The 13,067-nt window shown below is 69.7% G+C and carries 12 protein-coding genes; 11 read left to right on the plus strand and 1 reads right to left on the minus strand.

From position 1 onward, the window contains the following. Positions 1 to 18: 18 nt before the first annotated feature. The 11 genes from FIF60_RS08280 to FIF60_RS08330 all read left to right on the plus strand — a co-directional run bounded on the left by FIF60_RS08280 (position 19) and on the right by FIF60_RS08330 (position 11,720). Positions 19 to 1,272 (plus strand): SAM-dependent methyltransferase, encoded by a 1,254-nt coding sequence (locus FIF60_RS08280; RefSeq protein WP_144185598.1) that lies wholly within the window; start codon positions 19 to 21, stop codon positions 1,270 to 1,272. Between the two features lie 70 nt (positions 1,273 to 1,342). Further along, positions 1,343 to 2,869 (plus strand): replicative DNA helicase, encoded by a 1,527-nt coding sequence (locus FIF60_RS08285; RefSeq protein ID WP_144185599.1) that lies wholly within the window; start codon positions 1,343 to 1,345, stop codon positions 2,867 to 2,869. Between the two features lies 1 nt (position 2,870). Beyond that, positions 2,871 to 3,974: an alanine racemase gene (gene alr / locus FIF60_RS08290; protein ID WP_144185600.1), complete on the plus strand. Its 1,104-nt coding sequence runs from the start codon at positions 2,871 to 2,873 to the stop codon at positions 3,972 to 3,974. Beyond that, complete coding sequence (locus tag FIF60_RS08295; RefSeq protein ID WP_144185601.1) at positions 3,974 to 4,759, plus strand: MlaE family ABC transporter permease; 786 nt, start codon at positions 3,974 to 3,976, stop codon at positions 4,757 to 4,759. The genes alr and FIF60_RS08295 overlap by 1 nt, the downstream gene beginning before the upstream one ends. Then, the gene (locus tag FIF60_RS08300) at positions 4,756 to 5,535 is read left to right on the plus strand and encodes an ABC transporter ATP-binding protein (protein WP_144185602.1); all 780 of its coding nucleotides are present in this window, start codon (positions 4,756 to 4,758) and stop codon (positions 5,533 to 5,535) included. Before FIF60_RS08295 ends, FIF60_RS08300 begins: the two co-directional genes overlap by 4 nt. A 47-nt stretch (positions 5,536 to 5,582) precedes the next feature. Further along, the gene (locus tag FIF60_RS08305) at positions 5,583 to 6,335 is read left to right on the plus strand and encodes a hypothetical protein (RefSeq protein ID WP_144185603.1); all 753 of its coding nucleotides are present in this window, start codon (positions 5,583 to 5,585) and stop codon (positions 6,333 to 6,335) included. A 45-nt stretch (positions 6,336 to 6,380) separates the two neighbouring features. Then, positions 6,381 to 7,826 carry a DNA repair protein RadA gene (radA, locus tag FIF60_RS08310; protein ID WP_144185604.1) on the plus strand — a complete coding sequence of 482 codons (1,446 nt, stop codon included), beginning with the start codon at positions 6,381 to 6,383 and terminating at the stop codon, positions 7,824 to 7,826. A 57-nt stretch (positions 7,827 to 7,883) separates the two neighbouring features. Next, entirely contained in the window at positions 7,884 to 8,513 is a 630-nt protein-coding gene (locus tag FIF60_RS08315) for a CvpA family protein (RefSeq protein ID WP_144185605.1), read from the plus strand. A 24-nt stretch (positions 8,514 to 8,537) separates the two neighbouring features. Beyond that, positions 8,538 to 10,034, plus strand: coding sequence for an amidophosphoribosyltransferase (purF, locus tag FIF60_RS08320; RefSeq protein ID WP_408869793.1), 1,497 nt, complete (start codon positions 8,538 to 8,540; stop codon positions 10,032 to 10,034). Next, a complete protein-coding gene (locus FIF60_RS08325) occupies positions 10,031 to 10,741 on the plus strand; it encodes an SDR family NAD(P)-dependent oxidoreductase (RefSeq protein ID WP_144185607.1) in 711 nt (236 codons plus the stop codon). Before purF ends, FIF60_RS08325 begins: the two co-directional genes overlap by 4 nt. Next, positions 10,734 to 11,720: an NAD-dependent epimerase/dehydratase family protein gene (locus tag FIF60_RS08330; RefSeq protein ID WP_158639117.1), complete on the plus strand. Its 987-nt coding sequence runs from the start codon at positions 10,734 to 10,736 to the stop codon at positions 11,718 to 11,720. The genes FIF60_RS08325 and FIF60_RS08330 overlap by 8 nt, the downstream gene beginning before the upstream one ends. On the opposite strand, the gene der is transcribed toward FIF60_RS08330, so the two are convergent. Then, positions 11,705 to 13,066, minus strand: a complete 1,362-nt coding sequence (gene der / locus FIF60_RS08335) for a ribosome biogenesis GTPase Der (protein WP_144185609.1) — start codon at positions 13,064 to 13,066, stop codon at positions 11,705 to 11,707. The genes FIF60_RS08330 and der overlap by 16 nt on opposite strands. Position 13,067: the final 1 nt, after the last annotated feature.

Genomic DNA, 13,067 nt, shown 5'->3' on the forward strand with positions numbered 1-13,067 from the left:
TCTTTGGGGGAGAGGGGAATGCTCCTGCTCGACAGGCTGTTCCGCCGCATCGTCGTGCACGGATCACTCCATGTCACCTGGCCCGACGGCAGGACGATCCGCTACGGCAACGGCGAGATGCCCCGCGCCACCATCGTCGTGCGCGATGCGGCGACGGCACGCAGGGTCGCGCTGCACCCCTCCCTTGCCTTCGGCGAAGCCTGGATGGACGGCGGAATCGACACCGTCGGCGACGGCACGCTCTACGACCTGCTCGACCTCCTGCTGCTGAACCTCGCCGAAGGCGACGCGCCGCCGCTGATGCGCTGGCTCGAGCAGCTCTCGACCTGGTTCCGCCGCTGGCAGCAGCGCAACCCCGTTGCGCGCGCGAAGGCGAACGTCGCGCACCATTACGACCTGTCGGGGCGCCTCTACAGCCTCTTCCTCGACCGCGACCGGCAGTATTCCTGCGCCTATTTCCCGACGGGGGCGGAGACGCTCGAGCAGGCCCAGATTGCCAAGAAGCGGCACATCGCCGCCAAGCTCTGCCTCGACCGGCCGGGCCTGCGCGTTCTCGACATCGGCTCGGGCTGGGGTGGGCTCGGCCTCACCCTCGCCTCCGAGTTCGGCGCTGACGTGACGGGCGTGACGCTCTCCGAGGAACAATTCCGCGAGAGCAACGCCCGTGCCGCCGCAGCCGGGCTCGAGGGGCGCGTGCGCTTCCTGCTGCAGGACTATCGCACCGTGGCCGAGCGGTTCGACCGCGTCGTCTCCGTCGGCATGTTCGAGCATGTCGGCGTGACGCACTACGACGCGTTCTTCGCAACCGTCGCCCGCTGCCTCGCACCCGACGGCGTGGCGCTGGTCCACGCGATCGGGCGGCCGGAGGGTCCGGGCATCACGAATGCCTGGCTTCGCAAGTACATCTTCCCGGGCGGCTACTCGCCGGCGCTCTCCGAGGTGATGCCCGGCATCGAGCGCTCGGGGATGCGCGTGCTCGACATCGAGATCCTGCGCCTGCATTACGCAGAGACGATCCGACACTGGCGCGAGCGCTTCGCGCGCAACCGCGACGCGGTGGCCGCTCTCTACGACGAACGCTTCTGCCGCATGTGGGAGTTCTACCTCGTCGGCTGCGAGCTCGCCTTCCGCCGCCAGGGCCACATGGTCTGGCAGGCGCAGCTTGGCTTCCGCGCCGATGCCGCGCCGCTCACGCGCGACTACATCGCCGAGAGCGAGGCACGTGCCGCGCGCCGCGCCGCGGACGCATCCCCGCTATCCACAGCCGGGTGAACAACTCGTGGCAGCTTCGCCCCGCGACCTCTGCTAGCCTGTCGGTCCACCAAGGAGAGCATCCGCCCCGATGCCCGTGACGACCGACGATCTGCAGCGCGCGCGCGGCGGCAGCGATGCGCTGCTTGGCCTGAAGCTTCGCGCGCCGCCGGCGAACGTCGAGGCCGAGCAGGCGCTGCTCGGCGCGCTGCTTGCGAACAACAAAGCCTACGAGCGCGTCTCGGAGTTCCTCGCACCCGACCATTTTGCGGACCCCGTGCACGGGCGGATCTTCGCCGCCATCGCGCGGCGGATCGAGCGCGGGCAGCTAGCCAATGCCGTGACGCTGAAGGCAGACCTCGAGGCGTCGGACGCGCTCGAGGAAGTCGGCGGCACGGCCTATCTCGCGCAGCTTCTGACAGCCATGGTCGGCATCGTGAACGCGGCCGAGTACGGGCGCGTCGTGCATGATTGCTGGCTGCGGCGCCAGCTCGTCGACATCGGCGAGGAGGTGGTGAACCGCGCCTTCGGCGTTTCGGAGGGTCTCGATGCGCCCGAGCAGGTCGAGGCGGCCGAGCAGGCTTTGTTTGAGCTTGCCGCAAAGGGGCCGAGCGAGGGCGGCTTCATCACCTTCGAGAAGGCACTCGCGCAGGCCATCGAGGGGGCCGAGCGCGCCTACCAGTCGGGCGGCGGCGTCTCCGGCCTGCCGACCGGCCTGCGGGCGATCGATGCGCAGATGGGCGGGCTTCACCCGTCGGACCTCCTGATCCTTGCTGGCCGGCCCGGCATGGGCAAGACGGCGCTTGCGACACGCATCGCCTTCGGCGCGGCGCGGGCTCTGCACGACACGGCCCGGGCGAGCGGCGCGGCAAAGCCTGCCGGCACGGTGGCGATCTTCTCTCTCGAGATGTCGTCGGAGCAGTTGGCGCAGCGCATCCTCGCCGAGGAGGCGCGCGTGTCCGGCGACAGGATCCGCCGCGGGGTGCTCGACGACCGCGACTTCCAGCGCTTCGTCGAGGTGAGCCGGGAGCTCGCCGCGTTGCCGCTGTACATCGACGATACGCCCGCGCTCTCGATCAGTGGCCTGCGCACGCGCTGCCGCAGGCTCAAGCGCACGCAGGGACTGTCGCTGATCGTGGTCGACTACCTCCAGCTCATGCGCCCTGCGCCCGGCACGCGCCCCGAGAGCCGCGTGCTCGAAATCAGCCAGATCACGCAGGGGCTGAAGGCGATCGCGAAGGAGCTCGCGGTGCCGGTGCTCGCGCTGTCGCAGCTCTCGCGCGCCGTCGAGAGCCGCGAGGACAAGCGTCCGCTTCTGTCGGACCTGCGCGAATCCGGAACGATCGAGCAGGATGCCGACGTGGTGATGTTCATCTATCGCGACGAGTATTACCTCCAGCAGCGCCAGCCGAAGGAGATGGGCTTCGACAGCCAGGACAAGTACCAGGGCGCGCTCGAGAAATGGCAGCGCGACATGGAGCGCGTCCACAACGTCGCCGAGCTGATCATCGCCAAGCAGCGCCACGGCCCGACCGGAAAGCGGGACCTGTTCTTCGAGGCGGAGTTCACCCGCTTCGCCGACCTCGACCGCGAGCACCAGGCGCACGACGCTGACTGAGGTGCCGAAGCACGGCGCGGCGGTGCTGACGATCGATCTCGACGCCGTCGCCGCCAATTGGCTAGCGCTTCGCGCGCGCCACCCGTCCGGCCCCGTTGCTGCGGTGATGAAGGCTGACGCCTACGGGCTGGGCGCGGCGAGGGTCGCGCCCCGCCTTCTCGCGGAAGGCTGCCGGCACGTCTTCGTCGCGCATCTCTCGGAGGCGCTTGTGCTGCGCCCGATCGTGCCGGAGGGCGTGCTGCTCGCGGTTCTGAACGGTGTGACCGAGGGGAGCGAGCAGGCCTTCCTCGATCACGGTGTCGTGCCGGTGCTGAACGACCCCGGCCAGGTCGCGCGCTGGTCCGCCGCAGCCGTGCGCGCGGGAAGGCGGCTGCCTGCGCTGCTGCATGTCGATACAGGGATGAACCGCCTTGGCCTGGCGGCTGCCGAGGTTCGGCGCCTTGCCGAGGATCCTGCGCCGCTCGCTGCCCTCGACCTCCTCTACGTGATGACGCATTTCGTCTCCTCCGAGGTGGCGGACGATCCGCTGAATGCGACGCAGGCGGCGCGATTGGCCGAGGCACGGGCGATGCTTCCGCCCGCCCCGGCAAGCCTTGCCAACAGTTCCGGCGTCTTCCTCGGAGCCCTCGGTGCATCGGACCTGGCGCGACCGGGCGCTGCCCTCTATGGCATCAACCCGAGGCCCGGCACGCCGAACCCCCTCACCTGCACGGTATCCCTCGATGCGCCCGTCCTGCAGGTGAGGGACACCGCGGCGGGCGACACGGTCGGGTACAACGCCACCTGGCGGGCCAACCGCCCGAGCCGGATCGCGACGGTTGCCGCGGGCTATGCCGATGGCTACCTTCGCTCGCTCTCCGGCCGAGGGATCGCCTATTCCCGCGGCCGCCCTGTTCCCATGGCGGGCCGCGTCTCGATGGATCTTCTCACCTTCGATGTGACCGACCTTCCCGACATCGCCCCCGGCATGTCGCTCCGGCTCATTGGCCCCGAATGCCCACCCGATTCGGTCGCCGAGCGCGCCGGAACGAACGGGTACGAGGTGCTCACCTCGCTCGGCGCACGCTACGCCAGGGTCTACGCTCCGGTCCGGCCGCTCGGGTAATGGGGACGGTTCTCGGGGTCCTGGGCAGCGTCGGCGCTGCCGTTTTCGCCGTTCTTGCGACCGCGGGCCAGGTGACGCTTTTCGCCGCCTCGGCCCTTGGCCACTGCATCCGGCCGCCCTTCTATCCGCGCCTGCTCGCTCGGCAGATGCTGGAGATCGGCTATTTCTCCCTGCCCGTCGTCGCGCTGACGGCGATCTTCTCGGGCATGGTGCTTGCGCTGCAATCCTATACGGGGTTCGCGCGCTTCTCGGCCGAAGGGGCGGTCGCGACGGTCGTCGTTCTGTCGATCACGCGCGAGCTCGGCCCCGTCCTTGCCGGGCTGATGGTCGCGGGGCGTATCGGCGCGGCGATCGCCGCCGAGATCGGCACGATGCGCGTGACCGATCAGATCGACGCGCTCACCACCCTGTCCACCAACCCGATGAAGTACCTCGTCGTGCCGCGGCTCGTGGCAGCGACGCTCGTGCTGCCCATGCTCGTGGTGGTGGCCGACATCCTCGGCGTGATGGGCGGGTTCATCGTCGGCGTGTTCAAGCTGGAGTTCAACGCCGCGAGCTACATGGCGCGGACATGGGAGTACCTCAAGTTCGAGGACGTGTTCAGCGGCCTCGTGAAGGCGGCGGTGTTCGGCTTCATCATCGCCCTGATGGGATGCTTCCAGGGCTACCACAGCCGCGGCGGCGCCCAAGGCGTGGGCGCTGCGACGACGAACGCGGTCGTCTCGGCCTCGATCCTGATCCTCGTCTTCAACTATGTGATCACCGAGCTGTTCTTCGCCCGATGACGGCAGAAGCCCCCCCGAAGATCCGCATCCGCGGGCTGTCAAAGGCATTCGGGCCGAAGGTCGTGCTCGATCGGCTCGACCTCGACGTTCCTGCCGGCTCCTCGATCGTGGTGATCGGCGGCTCCGGTTCGGGCAAGAGCGTGCTGATCAAGTGCATCCTCGGCCTGATCGAGCCGGATGCAGGCACGATCGAGATCGATGGCCGCAACGTGCTTGCCATGAGCCGGGCTGAGCGCGAATCCGTCAACGACCATATCGGCATGCTGTTCCAGGGCGCTGCGTTGTTCGACAGCCTGCCGGTCTGGGAGAATGTGTGCTTCGGGCTCATCGCGAAGCGGCGCATCTCGCGTGGCGATGCCCGTGGCCGCGCCGTCGAGATTCTCTCCCAGGTTGGGCTCGGCCCGGAGGTGGCGGACCTCTCGCCCTCGGAGCTTTCTGGCGGCATGCAGAAGCGCGTGGCGCTTGCCCGCGCGATCGCCGCGCAGCCCGACATCGTGTTCTTCGACGAGCCGACCACGGGGCTTGACCCGATCATGGGCGCGATCATCGACGACCTGATCGTCGCCCAGGTAAAGCGCCTCGGCGCAACGGCCTTCTCCATCACGCACGACATGGCCTCGGCGCAGCGCATCGCCGACACGGTGGCGATGATCCACAAGGGATCGATCGTCTGGAAAGGCCCTGCCGCGGCGATCCGCGATAGCGGCAACGCTTTCGTCGACCAGTTCGTGCGCGGCTCGACCGAGGGTCCGATCAGGATGGAAGTGCGGCGCTAGCCACCGGGCGCTATCGTTTCGACGACGCGTCGAAGGAGGATAGCGCCATGGGGTATCGCGAGGTCGCCGAGCATGCCTTCGCCGAAGCGAGGGCGTTCTATACCGGCGGCAGGAAGCGGAAGGACTGGGTGGGCGTCTCGGAGGACACGGCACCCGGCCCGGGCAAGTCTCCCAACAAGATGCTGCTCGACGCCGAGCACGCCAAGATGCTCGAGGTGATCGAGATCGGCGACCAGACCGGTCGCGACCTCGTGTTCGAGCTGAGGCGCAGCGTCGGGGCACAGGAATTCATGCGCTCGTTCGAGGCCGAGATCGCGGGCGATTGCCCGGTCCGCTATGGTGAGGAGCTTGTGCGCCTCGCGGTAAAGGGAGCCAATTGCGGCGAGCTCGCCTCGGTCGCGGCGCATGCCGCGTGGGCGAAACTGGGTCGGCCCGACGATGTGAAGGACATTGCCGTCGCCAGCCTCGAGAAGCCGGGCGACCATGGCTGGTGTGTGGTCGGGCCGGCGGCCGCCGTCGCCTCGATCGCCGGCAAGACCATCGCCGGGCTGAAGGGCGTGACACACAGCCCCGAGCCGGTTTTCGCCGTCGATGCATGGACCAATCTCTGCTGCCCGATCGGCGAGTTCCACGATCTCGTCCAGGGCCGTGCGGGCAAGTGGACGACGGGCGGCAAGCGCGTGAGCTGGACCGGCAAGGACGGCAACAAGAAAGGGTGGTATCCGCCGTCGGGCGATTACATCGCCGCCTTCGTCGGCAGCGCGATCAAGATCCAGTACGGGCTCGAGCCCTACGGCTGATCGCCCCTTCCGCGACCACGGCCGCGCCGCCTATCGTCGCCGCCGATGGCACGCCCGACAGCCCGCTATGTCTGCCAGTCCTGCGGCGCCGTCACGCCGAAATGGGCTGGCAAGTGCGAATCCTGCGGTGGATGGAACACCATCGTCGAGGAGGCCGTGGAGCAGCGGCCAGGCCCGGCGGGCAAGGCGGCGGTGGGCGGCAGGCGCGTCGCCCTGGTGCCGCTAAAGGGCTCGAGCGAGCCCGCGCCGCGGACGCCGATCGGCATCGCAGAGTTCGACCGCGTGTTGGGCGGCGGGCTCGTTCCCGCCTCCGTCCTGCTGCTCGGCGGCGACCCGGGCATCGGCAAGAGCACCATCCTGCTCCAGGCCGCTGCCAGGCTCGCCGGCAGCGGCGCGAAGGTCCTCTACATCTCCGGCGAGGAGGCGATCGAGCAGGTCCGCCTCCGCGCGCTCAGGCTCGGCGTGGCCGATGCGCCGCTCTCGCTCGCCTCCGCCACCGCGCTGCGCGACATCGCCACCACGCTGGAGGGCGAGCGCGACATCGGCCTCGTCGTCATCGATTCGATCCAGACCGTCTGGCTCGACACGCTCGACTCGGCGCCGGGCACGGTGGCGCAGGTGCGCGCCTGCGCGGCGGAGCTGATCCGGCTTGCCAAGAGCCGGGGCTTTGCGCTGGTGCTGGTCGGGCACGTGACCAAGGAGGGGGCGCTCGCCGGCCCCCGAGTGCTCGAACACATGGTCGATGCCGTGCTCTACTTCGAGGGCGAACGTGGCCACGCCTTCCGCATCCTGCGCGGGGTGAAGAACCGCTTCGGCGCCACCGACGAGATCGGCGTGTTCGAGATGACCGGACACGGCCTCGAGGAGGTGGCGAACCCCTCGGCGCTGTTCCTGGCAGAGCGGCGCGGCCATGTCTCGGGCTCGGCGGTGTTCGCCGGCGTCGAGGGCACCCGCCCCGTGCTGGTCGAGGTCCAAGCCCTCCTCGCGCCGTCCGCGGGGGGGAGCCCGCGCCGGGCGGTGATCGGCTGGGATTCCGGGCGGCTTTCGATGCTCCTCGCCGTGCTCGAGACGCGCTGCGGCCTCTCGCTCGCCGGGGCGGACGTCTACCTCAACGTCGCCGGCGGCTTCCGGGTGACCGAGCCTGCGGCCGACCTTGCCGTCGCCGCCGCACTTGCCTCCGCCGCCGCCGACCGGCCGACTGATGCGGCGATGGTGTTCTTCGGAGAGGTCGGCCTCTCGGGCGAGGTGCGCATGGTCGCGCAGGCCGAGGCCAGGCTGAAGGAGGCCGCCAAGCTCGGCTTCTCGGCCGCCGCCCTCCCCAGGCGTGTGGGCGGCAATGGGCGGGCACTCGCCCTTCCCGAGGGGCTCGCGGCCTGGGAAGTCGGGCATCTCTCCGATCTCGTCGCCCGCCTTTCGGGCGACCGGCCGTCAGGGCAGGGTCGCAGCAGGGGCGAGCGCAGGGCCGTGGCGTCGCAGGAAGGGGCAGGGTAGAAGGCGCCCCAGGAGTGCGATGCCGACGGGCACAGAGCCGGGGAGCCCTGATACGCCGTGACGCCGAGTGTATGGCTCGACATCGCCGTGCTGGCCGTCGTGCTGGTTTCCGGCCTGCTCGCGATGATGCGGGGATTCGTCCGCGAGGTGCTCGGCATCGCCGCCTGGGCGGGGGCCGCGGTCGCCGCCTTCATGTTCTACCCGCTCCTCGCGCCGCATCTGCATGCCTGGCTTGAGCCAGGGCTGATCTCGAACTTGGCTGCGGGCGGGGCCATCTTCATCGTGGTGTTGATCGTCCTGTCTCTCCTGTCCCGGATGCTGTCGGACAGGGTGCAGGATAGTGCGGCCGGCAGTATCGACCGTACGCTCGGGCTGCTGTTCGGCTTGGCGCGCGGTGCCCTGATCGTGTGTGTCGCCTATATCGGGGCGGCGTTCCTGGCCGGCGAGCGGCAGCGGTGGCCGGACTGGCTCCGCGAGTCGCAGGCAGCCCGGTTCGCCGAGCCTGGTGCGGCCTGGATCGTGGCGCAGTTGCCGCCGGGGTTGCTGCCGCCGCCGCCCCAGGGAGCGGGCCGACCCTCGGTCGACCAGCTTCTCAGGCCGGCGCCGGCGAGCCCGGCCGAGCGTGGCGAAGGCTACCGGCCCGACGAGCGCCGGGACCTGGACAGGCTCTTGAACACGACCCGCTGAGGGCGTGGGACGAAGGGGATGGCAATGGGCAGGCCCGACGAGACCGCGTTCACGCATCCGGAGATGGACCACCCCGACGGGGACCATCCGCACGAGGAATGCGGCGTCTTCGGGGTCTGGGGAGCGGCTGATGCCTCTGCCCTGACCGCGCTCGGCCTGCACGCGCTCCAGCATCGCGGCCAGGAAGCCTCCGGCATCGTCAGCTTCGATGGCGAGAAGTTCCACAACCATCGAGGCCTTGGCCTGGTCGGCGACAATTTCTCCGACGCCCGCGTGATCGCCGCCCTGCCCGGCCGCGCCGCGATCGGCCATAACCGCTATGCGACGACCGGCGACACGGTGCTTCGTAACGTCCAGCCCCTCTACGCCGATTTCGAGTTCGGCGGCCTCGCGGTCGGTCACAACGGCAATCTCACCAACGCCATGGCGCTGCGGCGCGCGCTTGTCCGCCGCGGCTGCCTTTTCCAGTCGACGACCGACAGCGAGGTGTTCGTCCACCTCATCGCGATCAGCCTGTACTCCACCGTGGTCGACAGGCTCATCGACGCGCTGAAGCAAGTCCAAGGCGCCTACAGCCTAGTGTCGCTGACGGGCGAGGCGCTGATCGGCGTGCGCGACCCGTTCGGCGTCCGTCCGCTCATCCTCGGGCGCCTGCCAACGCCGGCCAAGGATGGTGGCTGGGTGCTGGCCTCGGAAACCTGCGCGCTCGACATCGTCGGCGCCGAGTTCGTGCGCGACATCGAGCCCGGCGAGATCGTGGTGATCGATGACAGCGGCGTGCGCTCGATCAAGCCATGGGCGAAGCAACCGAGCCGCTTCTGCATCTTCGAGTACATTTACTTCGCCCGCCCCGACAGCATCGTCGAGGGCACGCCCGTCTACGAGGTGAGAAAGCGCATCGGCGCTGAGCTTGCTCGCGAGAGCCATCCGGACGCCGACGTGATCGTGCCGGTGCCCGACAGCGGCGTTCCGGCCGCGATCGGGTATGCGGCCGAAGCCGGTCTTCCGTTCGAGCTCGGCATCATCCGCAACCACTATGTCGGCCGCACCTTCATCGAGCCGACCGACAGCATCCGCAATCTCGGCGTGAAGCTGAAGCACAGCGCAAACCGAGCGCTGATCGAGGGCAAGCGCGTGGTGCTAGTCGACGATTCGATCGTGCGTGGCACCACGAGCCGTAAGATCGTCGAGATGGTGCGCGCGGCAGGGGCAGCGGAGGTGCACATGCGAATCTCCTCGCCGCCGACGACGCATTCCTGCTTCTATGGCATCGACACGCCGGAGCGGGAGAAGCTGCTCGCCGCGCGCAACGATGTCGACGCGATGGCGCGGATCATCGGCGTCGACAGCCTCGCCTTCATCTCGATCGACGGCCTCTACCGCGCCGTCGGCGCCGACAACCGTGATCCGAAGCGCCCCCAGTTCTGCGATGCCTGCTTCACCGGCGACTATCCGATCCCGCTGACGGATTTCGCTGCCGCCACGAACGACCGCCAGCTCTCGCTGCTCGCCGAAGGATGACCGACGCTCCTCTCGCCGGGCGGGTTGCACTCGTCACCGGCGCGTCGCGCGGCCTCGGCGCCGCCATCGCGGTCGTACTCGCCTCGGCCGGCGCGCAGGTCGTCGCGGCCGGCCGCAACGCCGCCGCGCTCGAGGAGACCGATGACCGCATCCGCGCGACCGGTGGCCTGCCGGCGACGCTTCTGCCGATCGACCTGCGTCGCGGCGAGGATGTCGACATGCTCGGTCCTACAATCGCGCAGCGCTACGGACGGCTGGACATCGTCATTGGCAATGCCGGCGTGCTCGGCCGGCTGGGGCCGGTGACCCATCTTCCGGCGAAGGACTGGGCCGAGGTGATCGGCGTGAACCTCGCCGCCAACTGGCACCTGATGCGTACGACCGAACCCCTCTTGCGCGCTTCCGATGCGGGCCGGGCGGTGTTCATCACCTCCGGCGGGCTCGACAGCCCGACCGCCTACTGGGGCGCCTACGGCGCATCGAAGTCCGCGCTCGAGCATCTCGCCGTCACGTGGGCGCGAGAACTCGCCATCACGAACGTCAAGGTGAACCTGTTCGACCCCGGCGTGGTGCGCACCCGCATGCGCGCCGCCGCATTCCCCGGCGAGGATCCGATGACCGTTCCGGCGCCGGATGATGTCGCGCCAAAGATCCTGCCTCTCTGCCTTCCCGGCGAGATGCGCAGCGGCAACGTTATCCGTGGCTGACGCCACCCTCGTCACAGGGGCCTCCGGCTTCGTCGGGCTCGCGGTGACGGAGGCACTCCTTGCGCGCGGCGACACCGTGGTGGCGTTCGATCGCTCGCCGGTTCCCGACGATGCCGCGCGGCGCTTCGCCAGGCTGCCCGGCCGCCTCGTGTCCGTGCAGGGCGATGTCCGGTCCGATGCCGATCTAGCCGCCGTGTTTGCCGCCGCGCCGGTCTCGCGCGTGCTGCACGCCGCGGTGATCACCGCCGGGCCTGAGCGCGAGAAGACGGACGCCGAGACGATCGTTGCGGTGAACGTTCTCGGCGCGCTCGCCGTGCTGCGCGCGTGCCTCGCGCATCGCGTGGCGCGGCTGGTGTCTCCCTCGTCCGTCGCGGTGTACGGGCAGCAGCCCGAGGGCAGCCCGCCCTTCGACGAGGAGACGACGTGTCCGAAGCCTATAATGCTCTACGGCATCACCAAGCTGGCGGCTGAGCAGTCGCTGGCGCGGCTCGCCCGCGTGCACGGCCTTTCCTTCGCGGCCGCGCGGCTCGGCTCGGTGTTCGGCCCGTGGGAGCGTGATACGGGGCTGCGCGACACCCTCTCGCCGCATCTCGCTGCAACCGTCGCGGCGCTGCGTGGCGGGGACGCGGTGCTGAACCGCCCGACGCGCGGCGATCATGTCTATGTCCGCGACGTCGCCTCCGGCCTGCTTGGGCTTCTCGACGCGCCCGCTCTCAGTCACGACCTGTTCAACCTCGGCAGCGGCGTGGCGACCGACGTGGCGATGTTCTGCGCCGCGTTGGCGCGGCATCGGCCCGCTTTTCGCTGGCGGATCGCGGCCGAGGGCGAGGCGCCGAGCGTCGTTACCCACGTGCCGTTCGACCGTCCGGCGATGCGCGTCGACCGTCTCGTAGCTGCAACGGGATGGCGCCCGCGATATGGCCTCCACGAGGCGGCGGCGGATGCGCTCGCCTTCTTCGAGGCTCATCCCGCGTCGTAGGGGTTCGTCGTGCCGCGCAGGTTCAGCCGGATCGGCACCCCCTGCATGTCGAAATCCTCGCGGATCGAGTTCAGCAGGTAGCGAGCGTACCCGTCCGGCAACTGCTCGCTGCGCGTGCCGAAGATCACGAAGGTCGGCGGCCGCGCCTTCGCCTGGGTGATGTAGCGCAATTTGAGCCGCCGCCCATCCACCAGTGGCGGAGGGTGGCGCGCGATGGCACCCTCGAACCAGCGGTTCAGCGCCCCGGTCGGCACGCGGGTGTTCCAGGCCGCGTAGGCCTTCCATATCGCTGGCATCAGCTTCTCTACGCCGGCGCCGGAAAGAGCCGACAGCGGCACGATCGGGATGCCGCGAAGCTGCGCCAGGCTGGTCTGAAGCCGGTCCGTCAGCACCCGGCGGGCGGCGTCGCGTTCCCTGGGCGGAACGAGGTCCCACTTGTTCAGCGCGAGCACGATCGCGCGCCCCTCGCGCTCGGCCAGCGTCGCAATCGAGAGGTCCTGCCCCTCCATCGGCGCGAGCGCGTCGAGCACAAGCACGACGACCTCGGCCTCTTTCAGCGCCTGGATCGTCTCGCCAGTCGACATCCGTTCGAGGCTCTCGACGACGCGGGCACGCTTGCGGAGGCCCGCGGTGTCGACGAGGCGGACGAGCCGACCCTCGGCGTCGCGCCAGGCCGAGGCGATGGCGTCGCGCGTGATGCCCGGCTCGGGCCCTGTCAGCATCCTCTCCTCGCCGAGCAAACGGTTCACCAGCGTGGATTTGCCCGCATTCGGGCGGCCGACGATGGCGAGCCGGAGCGGACGCTCCGCCCCCGCCTCGCCTTCCTCCTCGGCCTCGTCCTTCGCCGGCGCGGCACCAAGAGCGTCGGCCACGGCCTCGTGCAGGTCCCCGAATCCCTCGCCATGCTCGGCCGAGACGGCGATCGGGTCGCCGAAGCCGAGGGAGTAGCCCTCCGACACGCCGGCGAGCCCGCCGCGCCCCTCGGCCTTGTTCACCACGAGGATCACCGGCCGCCCCTTGCGGCGCAGCCAAGCGGCGAAGTGCTCGTCGGCCGGCGTCAGCCCGGCGCGGCCGTCGATCACGAAAAGCACGAGATCGGCCTCATCGACTGCCCGCTCGCTGCCCTGCGTCATCTTGCCCGCGATGCTCTCGGGCGGCGCTTCCTCGAGGCCTGCCGTGTCGATCAGCGTCACGTCGCGGCCGCCGATCTCGGCTTCGGCCTCCTTGCGGTCGCGCGTCACACCGGGCAGGTCGTGCACGATGGCGAGCCGCCGCCGCGCCAGCCGGTTGAACAACGTCGACTTGCCGACATTGGGCCGCCCGATGATGGCGACGACGGGCCGCATG

It is taken from the genome of Elioraea rosea, from assembly GCF_007644105.1.
Taxonomy (GTDB): Bacteria; Pseudomonadota; Alphaproteobacteria; order Acetobacterales; family Acetobacteraceae; genus Elioraea_A; species Elioraea_A rosea.

Coding starts and splice junctions, on each gene's coding strand:
- FIF60_RS08285 (WP_144185599.1), top strand. CDS start 1,343: ATGCCCGTGACGACCGACGATCTGCAGCGCGCGCGCGGCGGCAGCGAT.
- FIF60_RS08325 (WP_144185607.1), top strand. CDS start 10,031: ATGACCGACGCTCCTCTCGCCGGGCGGGTTGCACTCGTCACCGGCGCG.
- der (WP_144185609.1), bottom strand. CDS start 13,066: ATGCGGCCCGTCGTCGCCATCATCGGGCGGCCCAATGTCGGCAAGTCG.
- radA (WP_144185604.1), top strand. CDS start 6,381: ATGGCACGCCCGACAGCCCGCTATGTCTGCCAGTCCTGCGGCGCCGTC.
- FIF60_RS08305 (WP_144185603.1), top strand. CDS start 5,583: ATGGGGTATCGCGAGGTCGCCGAGCATGCCTTCGCCGAAGCGAGGGCG.
- FIF60_RS08300 (WP_144185602.1), top strand. CDS start 4,756: ATGACGGCAGAAGCCCCCCCGAAGATCCGCATCCGCGGGCTGTCAAAG.
- purF (WP_408869793.1), top strand. CDS start 8,538: ATGGGCAGGCCCGACGAGACCGCGTTCACGCATCCGGAGATGGACCAC.
- FIF60_RS08295 (WP_144185601.1), top strand. CDS start 3,974: ATGGGGACGGTTCTCGGGGTCCTGGGCAGCGTCGGCGCTGCCGTTTTC.
- FIF60_RS08280 (WP_144185598.1), top strand. CDS start 19: ATGCTCCTGCTCGACAGGCTGTTCCGCCGCATCGTCGTGCACGGATCA.